Annotated in this window: 14 protein-coding genes and 1 pseudogene; 7 read left to right on the top strand and 8 right to left on the bottom strand. The window is 66.4% G+C overall.

Annotated features, from left to right (window positions below):
* Positions 1-172: 172 nt before the first annotated feature.
* Positions 173-961, bottom strand: coding sequence for a dienelactone hydrolase family protein (locus AT700_RS19465; RefSeq protein WP_003086555.1), 789 nt, complete (start codon positions 959-961; stop codon positions 173-175).
* A gap of 175 nt (positions 962-1,136) precedes the next feature.
* Between AT700_RS19465 and AT700_RS19460 the strand changes: the two genes are divergently transcribed.
* From AT700_RS19460 to AT700_RS19450, 3 genes are all read left to right on the top strand, one after another.
* Positions 1,137-1,808 (top strand): polysaccharide lyase family 7 protein, encoded by a 672-nt coding sequence (locus AT700_RS19460; protein ID WP_003082396.1) that lies wholly within the window; start codon positions 1,137-1,139, stop codon positions 1,806-1,808.
* A 499-nt stretch (positions 1,809-2,307) separates the two neighbouring features.
* On the top strand, positions 2,308-2,628 hold the full coding sequence (locus tag AT700_RS19455; RefSeq protein ID WP_003082401.1) for a hypothetical protein: 321 nt from the start codon (positions 2,308-2,310) through the stop codon (positions 2,626-2,628).
* A gap of 77 nt (positions 2,629-2,705) precedes the next feature.
* Complete coding sequence (locus AT700_RS19450) at positions 2,706-4,763, top strand: lipoxygenase family protein (protein ID WP_048521259.1); 2,058 nt, start codon at positions 2,706-2,708, stop codon at positions 4,761-4,763.
* A 43-nt stretch (positions 4,764-4,806) separates the two neighbouring features.
* On the opposite strand, the gene AT700_RS19445 is transcribed toward AT700_RS19450, so the two are convergent.
* Positions 4,807-5,541: a TerC family protein gene (locus AT700_RS19445; RefSeq protein WP_003106697.1), complete on the bottom strand. Its 735-nt coding sequence runs from the start codon at positions 5,539-5,541 to the stop codon at positions 4,807-4,809.
* Positions 5,542-5,997: 456 nt separating this feature from the next.
* On the opposite strand from AT700_RS19445, the gene AT700_RS19440 reads away from it, so the two are divergent.
* Positions 5,998-7,194, top strand: a complete 1,197-nt coding sequence (locus AT700_RS19440; protein WP_023102278.1) for a lytic murein transglycosylase — start codon at positions 5,998-6,000, stop codon at positions 7,192-7,194.
* 31 nt (positions 7,195-7,225) lie between these two features.
* On the opposite strand, the gene AT700_RS19435 is transcribed toward AT700_RS19440, so the two are convergent.
* The 6 genes and pseudogenes from AT700_RS19435 to napE form a co-directional block, all read right to left on the bottom strand.
* Positions 7,226-7,822: a cytochrome c3 family protein gene (locus tag AT700_RS19435; protein WP_003082412.1), complete on the bottom strand. Its 597-nt coding sequence runs from the start codon at positions 7,820-7,822 to the stop codon at positions 7,226-7,228.
* Positions 7,823-7,832: 10 nt separating this feature from the next.
* A pseudogene (locus tag AT700_RS19430) lies at positions 7,833-8,323 on the bottom strand (nitrate reductase cytochrome c-type subunit).
* Between the two features lie 10 nt (positions 8,324-8,333).
* Positions 8,334-10,838 (bottom strand): nitrate reductase catalytic subunit NapA, encoded by a 2,505-nt coding sequence (gene napA, locus AT700_RS19425; protein ID WP_003162643.1) that lies wholly within the window; start codon positions 10,836-10,838, stop codon positions 8,334-8,336.
* On the bottom strand, positions 10,819-11,148 hold the full coding sequence (locus AT700_RS19420; RefSeq protein WP_003082422.1) for a chaperone NapD: 330 nt from the start codon (positions 11,146-11,148) through the stop codon (positions 10,819-10,821). Before AT700_RS19420 ends, napA begins: the two co-directional genes overlap by 20 nt.
* Positions 11,141-11,632, bottom strand: a complete 492-nt coding sequence (gene napF, locus AT700_RS19415; protein ID WP_003162642.1) for a ferredoxin-type protein NapF — start codon at positions 11,630-11,632, stop codon at positions 11,141-11,143. The genes AT700_RS19420 and napF overlap by 8 nt, the downstream gene beginning before the upstream one ends.
* An 8-nt stretch (positions 11,633-11,640) precedes the next feature.
* A complete protein-coding gene (gene napE, locus AT700_RS19410) occupies positions 11,641-11,808 on the bottom strand; it encodes a periplasmic nitrate reductase, NapE protein (protein ID WP_003082429.1) in 168 nt (55 codons plus the stop codon).
* Between the two features lie 221 nt (positions 11,809-12,029).
* Here napE and AT700_RS19405 point away from each other — a divergent pair, with 221 nt between their 5' ends.
* The 3 genes from AT700_RS19405 to phoQ all read left to right on the top strand — a co-directional run bounded on the left by AT700_RS19405 (position 12,030) and on the right by phoQ (position 14,732).
* Positions 12,030-12,632, top strand: a complete 603-nt coding sequence (locus tag AT700_RS19405) for an outer membrane protein (protein ID WP_003082431.1) — start codon at positions 12,030-12,032, stop codon at positions 12,630-12,632.
* A gap of 79 nt (positions 12,633-12,711) precedes the next feature.
* Positions 12,712-13,389 carry a two-component system response regulator PhoP gene (phoP, locus tag AT700_RS19400; protein WP_003082436.1) on the top strand — a complete coding sequence of 226 codons (678 nt, stop codon included), beginning with the start codon at positions 12,712-12,714 and terminating at the stop codon, positions 13,387-13,389.
* Positions 13,386-14,732, top strand: coding sequence for a two-component system sensor histidine kinase PhoQ (phoQ, locus tag AT700_RS19395; protein ID WP_003082438.1), 1,347 nt, complete (start codon positions 13,386-13,388; stop codon positions 14,730-14,732). The genes phoP and phoQ overlap by 4 nt, the downstream gene beginning before the upstream one ends.
* Positions 14,733-14,792 lie beyond the last annotated feature (60 nt).

Below are 14,792 nucleotides of genomic sequence, written 5' to 3'. Positions count from 1 at the left end.
AAGCGCAACAAAGGAAAACGGACCGCAAGGCCCGGTTTTGACAGACTGCGCCGCGCATTCCAGTGGAATGCAGGTGAGGTTGTTTGTTGATGACGGGATACTGTCCTGTCTCGACCTTTCAAGACGGGAGTCCCTCCGGGGACTCCCGTTTTTTTATGCGTCGGCGCAGGGTTCAACCCTGCCCGAAGATGTCCTTGAGGAACGCCTGCAGGTCTGCCCAGGAGCGTCGGTCGGCCTGGCGGTCGTAGCCGATGTCCAGGCCGTGGCCCTTGTGCGCGTCGGCGTCGGGGTTGGTGAAGCCGTGTTTGGCGCCGTCCTGGATCACCACCCGGTAGTCGGCGCCGGCGGCGCTCAGTTCCTGTTTCAGGGCGTCGAGGTCCTTGGCCGGGACCAGGCTGTCGGCACTGCCGTGCTCCACCAGGATCTTCGCCTTGACGCTGCCCTTGCTGGCCGGGGTGGCGGTGCCGAGGGCGCCGTGGAAGCTCGCCACGCCGGCCAGCGGCAGGCCCTGGCGGGCCATGTCGAGGACGATCTTGCCGCCGAAGCAGTAGCCGATCGCGGCGATCTGGCTGGGATCGGTCTGCGGTTGCCGCTTCAGCAGTTCCAGGCCGGCGAGGAAGCGCGCCTTGGCGGCGTCGGCATCCCGGGTCGCGGCCTGCATGAAGGCCATCGCGTCCTGCGGGTGCTCGGTGTGCTTGCCTTCGCCGTACATGTCGATGGCCAGGGCGCTGTAGCCGAGTTCGGCGAGGTCGCGGGCGCGGCGCTTGGCATAGTCGTTGAGCCCCCACCATTCGTGGACCACGATGACCCCGGGGCGGATCCCCGGCTTGCTGTCGTCGTAGGCGAAATAGCCGACCATGCGCGTGCCGTCTGCGCTCCGGTAAGGCATCTCGCGGGTCTGGATAGCGGCCTGGGCGCTGGCGGCGCAGGCGATGAGCAGCAGGGCGCAGAGCAGGCGCATGGCATCTCTCCGTGAAAGGGTCCCCGATCAAGATAGACGCTTGTGCGCGGGACGCGGGGAAAACCCTCGGTGCCGGCCTTGCGCCGCTCAAACGCGGGCCATTCGGCCAGGCAAAGGGTGCGCCGCTCATCTACCCTATGGGCGAGTCCCTTCCCCTCGCTAGGACACCGTCTGGATGCCTGACCTGAGTACCTGGAACCTGACCATTCCCCAGGGCCGCCCGGCCATCACCATCTCCACCAGCCAATTGCAGCGCGACTACCGCAGCGACTATTTCCAACGCACCGCCGACGGCATTCGCTTCTGGGTGCCGGTCAACGGCAGCCACACGCGCAACAGCGAGTTTCCGCGCAGCGAGTTGCGCGAGACCCTGTCCAGCGGCAGGCCCTACAACTGGCGTTACGCCAGGGCCGACAACTGGCTGGAGGCGACCCTGCGCATCGAGGCGGTGCCCTCGACCCGGCGCATGATCATCGGCCAGATCCACAGCGATGGCAGCAATAGCGGCCAGGCCGCGCCTCTGGTGAAGCTGCTCTACCAGTTGCGGCTCGACCAGGGGCGGGTCCAGGCGCTGGTCCGCGAGCGGCCGGACGACGGCGGGACCAGGGCCTACACGCTGATGGACGGGATTCCTCTCGGCCAGTCGTTCAGCTACCGCATCGGCGTGTCTCGCAGCGGATTGCTCAGCGTGTCGGTGAATGGCAGCGCCCTGGAGCAGCAACTGGACCCGCAGTGGGCCTACCAGGGCCTTTATTTCAAGGCCGGACTCTACCTGCAGGACAACCGCGGACCGTCCAGCGAGGGCGGGCGGGCGACGTTCAGCGAGCTGCGCGTTAGCCATCAATGAGCGGTCGAGGCGTCTGCGCCGCGGACTTCGCGTTGTCGTGGCGCTTCGCAACTGCCAGATCTGGCAGGCGCGGAAGAAGGAAAACCTGGCCCGGAAAAAAATATCCGTATTTTTCCAAGGGGAAATAGGCCGCGCGATCTGGCGATTCTGGTACTTCAGTACAGGGAACCGCCTTGGCGTATCGTCCCGAATAAATGTGACGTTTTGCGCAGCGCCCTTTCGGTTTTGCACGATTGGTATAGCCCTGGCTGGATGAAATTCACTCTTGCCGCTGGCCAGCGTAGTTCTTTGCAAGTCAAAAGTTCGCCGTCAATAATTATTGTGGATAACTATTGTTCCAGGCTTTTCCTGTCAACTGTGCGAAGCGTCAGCTTATTGCCGGTTTTTCCTCTCGCTATTGCTTTCTCCACGTTCCGAAGAAGTTCGGACGTACAGGTTTCTTTGCTGTTTTCAGCGAGAACCATTCGTTTCGATCATTTGAATACGTGGAGATTCAGACATGAAAAATCAGGTGAATGCCCTGGCGGTTCTAAGTGTGGGTGAAATCGAACAAGTTTCTGGCGCCGGGACTTTCCTGGGCGATGCCATCATCAATGGCGTCTACGCGGCCAACTCCTTCCTGAACTCGCCGCTGTTCTCCAGCATCGGCAACGCGGCCAGCGCCATCGGCCTCAACCGTACCCACGAGCTGGTCGACCTGCTGGCCTTCCAGGTGCCTTCGGTGGCGGCGATCACCGTCGGCAAGATTCTCGGCGGGACCGACAACCACAATGTTCCGTTGCATTACAACAAGGAAAGCGGCGAAGGGCTTTACAGCTGATCGCAACCTGTTGAAAGAGCGATTCGATGCTCAGGCATCGAGTCGTTCCTGGTTAATGCATTGATGGAGTCGATGATATGAAACGCAGGAGTGTGCTCTTGTCGGGTGTCGCCCTGAGTGGAACCGCACTGGCCAATGACTCGATATTCTTTTCGCCCTTGAAATACCTCGGGGCGGAACAACAGCGATCTATCGATGCCTCGCGAAGTTTGCTGGACAACCTGATTCCGCCGAGTTTGCCGCAATATGACAACCTGGCCGGAAAGTTGGCGCGGCGTGCGGTATTGACCAGCAAGAAACTGGTATATGTCTGGACCGAGAACTTCGCCAATGTCAAAGGCGTGCCGATGGCCCGCTCGGTGCCGCTGGGCGAGTTGCCGAATGTCGACTGGCTGTTGAAGACCGCCGGGGTGATCGTCGAGCTGATCGTCAATTTCGTCGCCTCGTTGCCGGCGTCGGCCGCCGCGCAGTTCGAGCGGATCGCCGCCGGGCTCAGCGGCGATCTGGAAGCGGCGCGCCAGGTCCACGAGGCGTTGCTGGAGGAGGCGAAGAACGATCCGGCCGCGGCCGGCAGCCTGCTGCTGCGCTTCACGGAATTGCAGACGCGGGTGATCGCCTTGCTGACGCGGGTCGGCCTGCTGGTCGACGACATCCTCAAGAGCGCCAGCAACCTGGTTACCCAGGGTGGACAGGGCGACGGCCTGAATCGCTTCCGCGCGGTGTTCGGCACCCTGCGCCTGCCGGAGGTCGCCGACAGCTTCCGTGACGACGAAGCGTTCGCCTACTGGCGGGTGGCCGGGCCTAATCCGCTGCTGATCCGCCGCGTCGATGCGCTGCCGGCCAACTTTCCGCTGGGCGAAGAGCAGTTCCGCCGGGTGATGGGCGCCGACGACAGCTTGCTGGAGGCCGCCGCCAGCCGCCGCCTGTACCTGCTGGACTACGCCGAGCTGGGCAAGCTGGCGCCGTCGGGAGCGGTGGACAAACTGCTCACCGGGAAGGGCTTCGCCTATGCGCCGATCGCCCTGTTCGCCCTTGGCAAGGATCGGGCGAGGCTGTTGCCGGTGGCCATCCAGTGCGGCCAGGACCCCGCTACCCATCCGATGTTCGTGCGTCCCGCGGAGTCGGAGAGTGATCTGTACTGGGGTTGGCAGATGGCCAAGACGGTGGTCCAGGTCGCCGAGGAGAACTACCACGAGATGTTCGTCCACCTGGCCCAGACCCACCTGGTGAGCGAGGCGTTCTGCCTGGCCACCCAGCGCACCCTGGCGCCCAGCCATCCGCTGCACGTCCTGCTCGCCCCGCACTTCGAGGGCACCCTGTTCATCAACGAGGGGGCGGCGCGGATCCTGTTGCCCAGCGCGGGCTTCATCGACGTGATGTTCGCCGCGCCGATCCAGGACACCCAGGCCACCGCCGGCGGCAACCGGCTGGGTTTCGACTTCTACCGCGGCATGTTGCCGGAGAGCCTGAAGGCGCGGAACGTCGACGACCCGGCCGCGTTACCGGACTACCCCTACCGCGACGACGGCCTGCTGGTATGGAATGCCATCCGCCAGTGGGCGGCCGACTACGTGGCGGTGTACTACGCCAGCGACGGCGACGTCACCGCTGACGTCGAACTGGCGGCCTGGGTCGGCGAGGTGATCGGCAGCGGCAAGGTGGCCGGGTTCCGCCCGATCACCGGTCGCAGCCAACTGGTCGAGGTGCTGACCATGGTGATCTTCACTGCCTCCGCGCAGCATGCGGCGGTCAATTTTCCCCAGCCTTCGATGATGACCTACGCACCAGCCATCTGTGCCATGAGCGCGGCGCCGGCACCGGACTCGCCAGGCGGCAAGAGCGAGGCCGATTGGTTGAAGATGATGCCGCCGACCCTGGTGGCGCTGGAGAAGGTGAACATCTATCACCTGCTCGGTTCGGTCTACCACGGTCGCCTGGGCGACTACCGGCAGACCGGGTTCCCCTACGCGCCGGTGTTTTCGGACAGGCGGGTGACCGCCAGCGGCGGCCCGCTGGAGCGCTTCCAGGCACGCCTGAAGGAGGTCGAGGCGACCATTCGCACGCGCAACCAGGCGCGCCGCAGGCCCTACGAGTACCTGTTGCCGAGCCGGATCCCGGCGAGCACCAATATCTGAGCCGGAGAAAGAGGACGGGGCGCCCCTGGGCGCCCCGTTGCTCTTAGCGGCCTTCGCTTTCGGCGGCGTCCGCCGGCGCGGCATGCCGCTGCTTCAACTGGCGGCGCGCCAGGAGGCTGCCGAGGAGGATCACGAACAGCGCGCCGAAGGCCGCCGCACCGTAGTGCAGGTAGGAATCCCATTGCGCGTAGGGCGCCAGCCAGGGCTTCAGGGCGCTGTCGGTGAGCAGCATGCCGCCGGCGATCCAGCCGAGCAGGCCGCCGCCGAAGAGGATGATCAGCGGGAAGCGGTCGATCAGGCGCAGGATCAGCTGGCTGCCCCAGACGATGATCGGGATGCTGATCAGCACGCCCAGGGAGACCAGGAAGAAATCTCCGGCCGAGGCGGCGGACAGGGCGATGACGTTGTCCAGGCTCATCACCGCGTCGGCGATGATGATGGTCTTGATCGCGCCGAGCAGGTGGGTGCTGCCCTTGATGTCGTCGCCGTTCTCCTCCTCCGGCAGCAGCAGCTTGATGCCGATCCACAGCAGCAGGAGCGCGCCGATTACCTTGAGGTAGGGCAGGTCGAGCAGGTGCAGGGCGAAGAACAGCAGCAGGATGCGGATCAGGATGGCACCGGCGACGCCGCCGAAGATCGCCTGCTTGCGCCGGTGCGCCGGCAGGTGCCGGCAGGCGAGGGCGATGACTACGGCGTTGTCGCCGCCCAGGAGGATATCGATGGCGACGATCTGCAGCAGGGCTGTCCAGAACGTCGGGTCGCTCAACCAGTGGATCAAGGTTGTACTCCGAAACGTGTAGTGAGGGTGGAAAGCCCGGGGCGGTGGCGGGTGGCGGCCGCCCGGCTTTCCTGCGGTGGTCTGGGACCGTCGGGGCCGGCTCCGGCTTGTGGACGGAGGCGGGGAACACTGCTTGGACCGGCGAACGCCCGGCCAGTGCCCGGAAAACGGACGCGCGGGTGGCGCAGCGCGTTCGGGCACGGATGTGACGCGGCGGATCGGCCGCGAGACACCCGGCATGCGTATTCCGCCGCCAGTCTGCCCGAGCAAGGTTTCACCCGCCTTTCAGGGCGGAGATGGCGCCGCACCCGGCGGGACGGTAGGCTAGTGGCCCGTGTGGCTGACTCGACCAGTCGAACGCCGATCACCGAGTCAACCGTACAGGCCACCAGGCCTTCGGCGCCGGGGGAAGCCCGCCGGTGCCATGGATGACCGTTCACCGTACAAGGAAACCCCATGCGCAGTCTTCTTCTCTCCTCGCTGGCCCTGCTACCCGCCCTGGCCCTGGCGCAACCCGACGCCTCGACCTTCCCTTCCTGCCTCGCCGGCCTGCAGAAGAAGGCCCAGGCGCAGGGCATTTCCGCCGACAGTTATGAGCGCTTCACCAGCGGCCTGCAGGCCGACCTCAGCGTGCTCGACCTGCTCGACGCGCAGCCGGAGTTCACCACCCCGCTGTGGGACTACCTGGCCGGTCTGGTGGACGAGCAGCGGGTCAGCGATGGCAAGGCGATGCTCGCCCAGCACGACAAGCTGCTCGACCAGGTGGCCGCGCGCTACGGCGTGGACAAGTACACGGTGGTGGCGGTGTGGGGCGTGGAAAGCGACTACGGGCGGATCTTCGGCAAGCGTCCGCTGCTGACCTCGCTGTCGACCCTGTCCTGCTACGGGCGCCGCCAGTCGTTCTTCCAGGGCGAGTTCCTCGCCACCCTGAAGCTGTTGCAGGCCGGCGACATCCGCGACGCCGGCATCACCGGCTCCTGGGCCGGGGCCTTCGGCCATACCCAGTTCATGCCATCGACCTACGCGCGGATCGCCGTGGACTTCGACGGCGACGGTCGCCGCGACCTGGTAGGCAGCGTGCCGGATGCCCTCGGTTCCACCGCCAACTACCTGAAGAAGGCTGGCTGGCGCACGGGACAGCCGTGGGGCTATGAAGTGAAGGTGCCGGCCGACTTCCCCGCCAGCCTGGCCGGGCGCGGCAAGCGCCAGCCGCTGTCGGCCTGGGTCGCCCGTGGGGTGAGGCGGGTCGACGGCCAGCCGCTGCCGGGCGGCGACGAGAAGGCCGCGATCCTCCTGCCGGCCGGGGCCCAGGGCCCGGCCTTCCTGGTCTATCGCAACTACGATGCGATCTATTCCTACAACGCCGCGGAAAGCTACGCGCTGGCCATCGCCCTGCTTTCCGACCGCCTGCGCGGCGGCAGCGGCCTGGTGGCGTCCTGGCCGACCGACGACCCGGGCATCAGCCGGCTCGAGCGCAAGCAATTGCAGAAGGCGTTGCTGGCGCGCGGCTACGACATCGGCGAGGCCGACGGGCTGATCGGCACCAGCACGCGCAAGGCGATCCAGGCCGAGCAGAAGCGCCTCGGCCTGACCCCGGCCGACGGTCGCGCCGGGCGCAAGATCCTCGAGGCGCTGAAGGGCGCCCAGCCCTGATTGCGCCGCGCCGCCCGGTCCGCGGGCGGCGCTACCAGCCCTTCACCCCGGTCATGTCCGGCAGGTGGTGGGCGATCCCCTTGTGGCAGTCGATGCAGGTGGCTTCGCCGCTGGCCAGGGCGGTGGAGTGCATCTGCCGCGCGCGCACGCTCTGCCGGGTGAAGTCCATGAACTCGAAGTTGTGGCAGTTGCGGCATTCCAGCGAATCGTTGGCCTTGAGTCGTGCCCATTCGTGCTCGGCCAGCTCGCGGCGGTGATCGAGGAATTTCTCGCGGGTGTTGATGGTGCCGAAGATCTTGCCCCAGACCTCCTTGGAGGCCTGCATCTTGCGCGCGATCTTGTCGGTCCACTTGTGTGGCACGTGGCAGTCGGGACAGGTGGCGCGGACTCCGGAACGGTTGCTGTAGTGGATGGTGTCCTTGAGTTCGACGAACACGTTGTCGCGCATCTCGTGGCAGGAAATGCAGAAGGTCTCGGTGTTGGTCGCCTCCAGGGCGGTGTTGAAGCCGCCCCAGAAGACGATCCCGGCGATGAAGCCGCCGAGGGTGAGGAAGCCCAGGCTGAAATGCACGCTGGGACGACGCAGGACCCGCCAGTAACCGGCCAGCCAGGCGATGAGTGCTTTCATGCGGCCTCCCTCAGGGTTTGCGCGCCGCATTGGCGGCTTCTTTCTCGAGGATCTGGTCGATGTTCTCGAAGCGGTTGTCGACCAGCGGCTTTACGTCCTGTTGCGGCACATGGCACTGCACGCAGAAGTAGCGGCGCGGCGAGACGGCGGCCAGCGGCTGGCCGTCGCGGTCCATGTAGTGGGTGATGCTGATCATCACCGCCTGGGTTCGCGCGCTGTTGGCGCGGCTGTGGCAGGACAGGCACTTGTTGCTGTCCTTGTCGATGCGATAGCCGACGATGCTGTGGGGAATGGTCGGCGGCTGCTCGGGGTAGTTGCGCTCGCGTTTCAGGTCCTTGTTTTCCTCGGCCGCCAGCGGCGGCGCGGGGCGGCTTTCGGCCAGCGTGCCGCCGGGGCGGCGGCCGTCGGGGCGGGCGCGTCCAGCGGGTAGCCGAGGTCGGCGGCGAAGGCCGCGGGGGCGCCGAGCAGGACGAGGAGCAGGGCAGTCAGCAGAGGTTTCATGGCGCGCTCCTCAGGCCAGGTTGAGCAGTTCGATGCGAACGGCGCACTTCTTGTAGTCGGTCTGCTTGGAAATCGGGTCGGTGGCGTCCAGGGTGACCTTGTTGATCAGCTTGTTGGCGTCGAAGAACGGCACGAACACCAGCCCCTGGGGCGGCTTGTTGCGCCCGCGGGTCTCGACCCGCGCGCGGATCTCGCCGCGCCGGCTCACCACCTTGACCTCGCTGCCGCGGCGCAGCTTGAGCTGGCGCGCATCCTCCGGGTGCATGTAGACCAGCGCGTCGGGCACCGCCTTGTACAGCTCCGGGACCCGCGCGGTCATGCTCCCGGTGTGCCAGTGTTCGAGCACCCGGCCGGTGGCGAGCCAGAACGGGTAGTCCTGGTCCGGCGCCTCGGCCGGCGGCTCGTAGGGCAGGGCGAAGGCAATCGCCTTCTTGTCCGGATAGCCATAGAACTGCACGCCACTGCCCTTGCTCACGTAGGGGTCGTAGCCCTCGCGGTAGCGCCAGCGGGTCTCCTTGCCGTCCACCACCGGCCAGCGCAGGCCGCGCGCCTCGTGGTAGGCGTCGAAGGGGGCGAGGTCGTGGCCGTGGCCGCGACCAAAGGCGGCGTATTCCTCGAACAGACCCTTCTGGATATAGAAGCCGAATGCGTCGACCTCGTCGTTGGCGTAGCCCTTGGCCAGGTCGCTGGCCGGGAAGCGGTCGACCTGGCCGTTGCGGAACAGCACGTCATAGAGGGTCTTGCCCTTCAGCTCGGGGGCCTTCGCCAGCAGTTCCGCGGGCCAGACCTCGTCGGTGGTGAAGCGCTTGGAGAATTCCACCAACTGCCAGAGGTCGGACTTCGCCTCGCCCGGTGCCTTCACCAACTGGTGCCAGAACTGCGTGCGGCGCTCGGCATTGCCGAAGGCGCCTTCCTTCTCCACCCACATGGCGCTGGGCAGGATCAGGTCGGCGGCCTGGGCCGAGACGGTGGGGTAGACGTCGGAGACGATCACGAAGTTGTCCGGGTTGCGCCAGCCGGGCAGCACTTCCTGCATCACGTTGGGACCGGCCTGCATGTTGTTGCTGACCTGGGTCCAGTAGACGTTGAGCACGCCGTCCTTGAGCATCCGGCTCTGCTGCACGGCGTGGAAGCCGACCTTCTCCTGGATGGTGCCGGCCGGCACCTTCCAGATCTTCTCCGCGGTTTCCCGGTGCTTCGGGTTGGTCACCACCAGGTCGGCGGGGAGCCGGTGGGAGAAGGTGCCGACCTCGCGCGCGGTGCCGCAGGCCGAGGGCTGGCCGGTGAGCGAGAAGGGGCTGTTGCCCGGTTCGCTGATCTTCCCGGTGAGCAGGTGGATGTTGTAGATCAGGTTGTTCGCCCAGACCCCGCGGGTGTGCTGGTTGAAGCCCATGGTCCAGAACGACACCACCTTGCGCTTGGGGTCGGCGTAGAGTTCGGCGAGGGCCTTCAGCCGCTCGGCCGGCACGCCGCTTTCGCGCGCGGTGCGCTCCAGGGTATAGGGCTTGACGAACTCGGCGAAGGCCTTGAAGTCGATATCGCTCCAGGTGTTGGCCTTGTCGGCGTTCTTCGCCTTCTTCTCCAGCGGGTCGTCCGGGCGCAGGCCGTAGCCGATGTCCTCGGCGCCATGGGCGAAGCGCACGTGGCGCTCGACGAAGTCGCGGTTCACCGCGCCGCTCTCGATGATGTGGTTGGCGATATAGTTGAGGATGATCAGGTCGGTCTGCGGCTTGAACACCATGGGCAAGTCGGCCAGCTCGAAGCTGCGGTGCTCGAAGGTGGACAGCACCGCGACCTTGACCTGCGGCGCGCTGAGCCGGCGGTCGGTGACCCGCGACCAGAGCACCGGGTGCATCTCGGCCATGTTCGAGCCCCAGAGGACGAAGCTGTCGGTGGCCTCGATGTCGTCGTAGCAGCCCATCGGCTCGTCCATGCCGAAGCTGCGCATGAAGCCCATCACCGCCGAGGCCATGCAGTGGCGGGCGTTGGGGTCGATGTTGTTGCTGCGCAGGCCGGCCTTGAACAGCTTGTTCGCCGCATAGCCTTCCCAGACCGTCCACTGGCCGGAGCCGAACATGCCGACCGACTCCGGTCCCTTGGCCTTGAGCGCGGCCTTGAACTTCTCGGCCATGATGTCGAAGGCCTGTTCCCAACTGATCGGCTGGAACTCGCCCTGCTTGTCGAACTTGCCGTCCTTCATGCGCAGCAGCGGGCGGGTCAGGCGGTCGCTGCCGTACATGATCTTCGACAGGAAGTAGCCCTTCACGCAGTTGATCCCGCGGTTGACCTCGGCCTTGATGTCGCCATGGGTGGCCACCACCTGGCCGTCGCGGGTGGCGACCATCACGCTGCAACCGGTGCCGCAGAAGCGGCAGGGGGCCTTGTTCCAGACCAGGCTGGTGACGTCCGCCTCGGTCACCAGGTTGCTGGCGCGGACCAGGATCGGCAGGCCGGCCGCCGCCGCGGCGATGGCGGCGGCGTTGGCCTTGGCGAATTCACGACGGGTGAGGTTCATCGATTGTCTCCTCGGGCGAGCACGGTATCGCGCGGTCGGTCATGGCCGCCGCGTCGTTGCTATCGTCGTCGTGCAGGATCTCGTGGTAGACCAGCACGGCGTTGAGCACTCCTGGCAGGTTCTGCAACTGGCCCAGGGTGTCGAGAATCTGTTCTTCGCGTTCGGCTTCCAGCACCAGGATCAGCTTGCCCTGCGGGCTTTCCTGGTAGATCTCCAGGCCGTCGAGCAGCGCCAGGTTGGCCTTCACCGCCGGCAGTCGCTCGGGTCGGCAATGCAGGATGAGGCTGGCGATCTGCAGGGCTTCAGGCATGTCGTGGAGACTCCTTGGTGGATAGCGCGCGCAGTTGGATGGCCTGGCTCGGACAGGGCGCCAGGCAGGCGCCGCAGCCGTTGCAGCGCTGGCTGTCCAGCTCGGCCAGGGCGACGCCGCCGGGGGCCGGGCGGAAGCGGATCGCGGCGGGTTCGCAGGCGTCCTGGCAACTGCGGCAGTGGATCCCGGCCAGGGCCAGGCAGGCTTCGCCGATCGTGGCGATCCAGGGGAAGGCCGGGCCCGCGCCATCGAACAGGCCGGCCTCGCAGCGGCTGGCGCATTCCCCGCACAGCGTGCAGCCGGCGCTGGAGAGGTCGAGTTCGACGAGCCGACCGGCGCCGAGCTTCAGCACGCCTTCCGGGCAGGCCTCGACGCAGGCGGCGCAGCCTGTGCAGCCTGCGGCGAAGTCGGCGGCGGTCCACGGCGGGCGACGCGTCGGCGGGTGCCCGCCGAGGCGGCGGAACAGCTCTCGGCGACTGCTCATACCCGACCTCAGGCCGGCGGCCCGGGCGGGCCGGCCAGTAGCTGGTACATCCAGACGCAGAAACCGAAGCCGCCGACCAGTGCGACGGACAGCAGCGGGAACAGGCAGATCACGAGAAACAGGAAGAGCCTGGCTTCCATGCCCTTGACGCGTCCCTGGTCGGGTTGTTCGTTCATTGGCCCAGCCTCTATGCAGGCGACTGTAGAAAGCCTAGACCCTACTTGCAGTACGGGCAAAAACCTCGCCGAGCCGGCGCGCGGCAGCCTGGAAACAGAGCGTTCGCCGGCAAACGCGAGTCGTTCAGCCCGGGTTCAGCAAGCGTTCAGGGGCGGTTCAGTACCCTGTCCGTACTCTGCAAGCCGTGAACGACACGACTCTCGCAGAACGGAGAAACACCATGAAAGCACTCAAGACTCTCTTCATCGCCACCGCCCTGCTGGGTTCCGCCGCCGGCGTCCAGGCCGCCGACAACTTCGTCGGCCTGACCTGGGGCGAGACCAGCAACAACATCCAGAAATCCAAGTCGCTGAACCGCAACCTGAACAGCCCGAACCTCGACAAGGTGATCGACAACACCGGCACCTGGGGCATCCGCGCCGGCCAGCAGTTCGAACAGGGCCGCTACTACGCGACCTACGAGAACATCTCCGACACCAGCAGCGGCAACAAGCTGCGCCAGCAGAACCTGCTCGGCAGCTACGACGCCTTCCTGCCGATCGGCGACAACAACACCAAGCTGTTCGGCGGTGCCACCCTCGGCCTGGTCAAGCTGGAACAGGACGGCAAGGGCTTCAAGCGCGACAGCGATGTCGGCTACGCTGCCGGGCTGCAGGCCGGTATCCTGCAGGAGCTGAGCAAGAATGCCTCGATCGAAGGCGGCTATCGTTACCTGCGCACCAACGCCAGCACCGAGATGACCCCGCATGGCGGCAACAAGCTGGGCTCCCTGGACCTGCACAGCAGCTCGCAATTCTACCTGGGCGCCAACTACAAGTTCTAAATGACCGCGCAGCGCCCGCGAGGGCATGCTTCGATGGCCGGGCCGGAAGGTCCGGCCGCATCTCATCCGGAGGAACCTCATGAAACTGCTGGTAGTGGAAGACGAGGCGCTGTTGCGCCACCACCTCTATACCCGCCTGGGTGAACAGGGGCACGTGGTGGACGCGGTACCGGATGCCGAGGAAGCCCTCTACCGGGTCAGCGAATACCACCACGACCTGGCGGTGATCGACCTCGGCCTGCCGGGCATGAGCGGCCTGGACCTGATCCGCGAGCTGCGTTCGCAGGGCAAGTCCTTCCCGATCCTGATCCTCACCGCCCGCGGCAACTGGCAGGACAAGGTCGAAGGCCTGGCCGCCGGGGCCGACGACTACGTGGTCAAGCCGTTCCAGTTCGAGGAACTGGAAGCGCGCCTGAACGCGTTGCTGCGACGCTCCTCGGGGTTCGTCCAGTCGACCATCGAGGCCGGCCCCCTGGTCCTCGACCTGAACCGCAAGCAGGCGCTGGTCGAGGAGCAACCGGTGGCGCTGACCGCCTACGAATACCGCATCCTCGAATACCTCATGCGGCATCACCAGCAGGTGGTGGCCAAGGAACGCCTGATGGAACAGCTCTATCCCGACGACGAGGAGCGCGACGCCAACGTCATCGAGGTGCTGGTCGGCCGCCTGCGGCGCAAGCTGGAGGCCTGCGGCGGCTTCAAGCCGATCGATACGGTGCGCGGCCAGGGCTACCTGTTCACCGAGCGCTGCCGGTGATCCGTTCCCTGCGCATCCGTCTGATGCTCGGCGCCGCCGCCCTGGCGGTGCTGTTCATGCTGGCGCTGCTGCCGGCCCTGCAGCGGGCCTTCGGCATCGCCCTGGAGAACACCATCGAGCAGCGCCTGGCCGCCGACGTGGCGACCCTGGTCTCGGCGGCGCGGGTGGAGAAGGGCCGCCTGGTGATGCCCGAGCACCTGCCGGTGGAGGAGTTCAACCTGCCGGAGGCCAAGGTCCTCGGCTATATCTACGACCAGAATGGCGATCTGCTCTGGCGCTCCACCTCGGCGGCCGACGAGTCGATCAACTACACGCCGCGCTACGACGGCCGCGGCAACGAATTCCACACCACCCGCGATGCGAAGGGCGAGGAGTTCTTCGTGTTCGACGTCGAGATCGACCTGCTGCGCGGCAAGCAGGCGGCCTACAGCATCGTCACCATGCAATCGGTCAGCGAGTTCGAGAGCCTGCTCAAGGGGTTCCGCGAGCAGCTCTACCTGTGGCTCGGCGGCGCCCTGCTGGTCTTGCTCGGGCTGCTCTGGCTGGGTCTGACCTGGGGCTTCCGGGCGATGCGCGGGTTGAGTTCCGAGCTGGACCAGATCGAATCCGGCGAGCGCGAGAGCCTGAGCGAGGAGCATCCGCGCGAGCTGCTGCGCCTGACCCACTCGCTGAACCGCCTGTTGCGCAGCGAGCACAAGCAGCGCGAGCGCTACCGCCACTCCCTCGGCGACCTGGCGCACAGTCTGAAGACGCCGCTGGCGGTCTTGCAGGGGGTCGGCGACCAGCTCGCCGAGGAGCCCGGCAACCGCGAGCAGGTGCGGGTGCTACAGGGCCAGATCGAGCGCATGAGCCAGCAGATAGGCTATCAGTTGCAGCGCGCCAGCCTGCGCAAGAGCGGCCTGGTACGCCATCGCGAGCAACTGGCGCCGCTGGTGGAGACCCTGTGCGACGCGCTGGACAAGGTCTATCGCGACAAGCGGGTAAGCCTGCAGCGGGACTTCTCGCCGTCCTTCAGCGTGCCGGTGGAGCGCGGCGCGCTGCTGGAACTGCTCGGCAACCTGCTGGAGAACGCCTATCGCCTGTGCCTGGGCCGGGTCCGCGTGGGCGCCCGGCTGGGGCCGGGTTACTCGGAGCTGTGGGTCGAGGACGACGGTCCCGGAGTGCCTGCCGAACAGCGCGCACGAATCATCCGCCGCGGCGAGCGCGCCGATACCCAGCACCCGGGGCAGGGCATCGGCCTGGCCGTGGCGCTGGACATCATCGAGAGCTACGACGGCGAACTGAGCCTGGACGATTCCGAGCTGGGCGGCGCCTGCTTCCGCATACGTTTCGCTACAGTCTGAGACTTGGCGGCCGTTACCTACGTCTGAGGTGTTTCCGCGCTACGCTGAAGTCTGTTCGGC

The organism is Pseudomonas aeruginosa (assembly GCF_001457615.1).
In the GTDB taxonomy this organism is placed as follows: domain Bacteria; phylum Pseudomonadota; class Gammaproteobacteria; order Pseudomonadales; family Pseudomonadaceae; genus Pseudomonas; species Pseudomonas aeruginosa.
Note: the sequence above shows the minus strand (reverse complement) of the source record. Positions and strands in the feature narration are given on the sequence as shown.

Coding starts and splice junctions, on each gene's coding strand:
- AT700_RS19465 (WP_003086555.1), bottom strand. CDS start 961: ATGCGCCTGCTCTGCGCCCTGCTGCTCATCGCCTGCGCCGCCAGCGCC.
- AT700_RS19460 (WP_003082396.1), top strand. CDS start 1,137: ATGCCTGACCTGAGTACCTGGAACCTGACCATTCCCCAGGGCCGCCCG.
- AT700_RS19455 (WP_003082401.1), top strand. CDS start 2,308: ATGAAAAATCAGGTGAATGCCCTGGCGGTTCTAAGTGTGGGTGAAATC.
- AT700_RS19450 (WP_048521259.1), top strand. CDS start 2,706: ATGAAACGCAGGAGTGTGCTCTTGTCGGGTGTCGCCCTGAGTGGAACC.
- AT700_RS19440 (WP_023102278.1), top strand. CDS start 5,998: ATGCGCAGTCTTCTTCTCTCCTCGCTGGCCCTGCTACCCGCCCTGGCC.
- AT700_RS19435 (WP_003082412.1), bottom strand. CDS start 7,822: ATGAAAGCACTCATCGCCTGGCTGGCCGGTTACTGGCGGGTCCTGCGT.
- napA (WP_003162643.1), bottom strand. CDS start 10,838: ATGAACCTCACCCGTCGTGAATTCGCCAAGGCCAACGCCGCCGCCATC.
- AT700_RS19420 (WP_003082422.1), bottom strand. CDS start 11,148: ATGCCTGAAGCCCTGCAGATCGCCAGCCTCATCCTGCATTGCCGACCC.
- napF (WP_003162642.1), bottom strand. CDS start 11,632: ATGAGCAGTCGCCGAGAGCTGTTCCGCCGCCTCGGCGGGCACCCGCCG.
- napE (WP_003082429.1), bottom strand. CDS start 11,808: ATGAACGAACAACCCGACCAGGGACGCGTCAAGGGCATGGAAGCCAGG.
- AT700_RS19405 (WP_003082431.1), top strand. CDS start 12,030: ATGAAAGCACTCAAGACTCTCTTCATCGCCACCGCCCTGCTGGGTTCC.
- phoP (WP_003082436.1), top strand. CDS start 12,712: ATGAAACTGCTGGTAGTGGAAGACGAGGCGCTGTTGCGCCACCACCTC.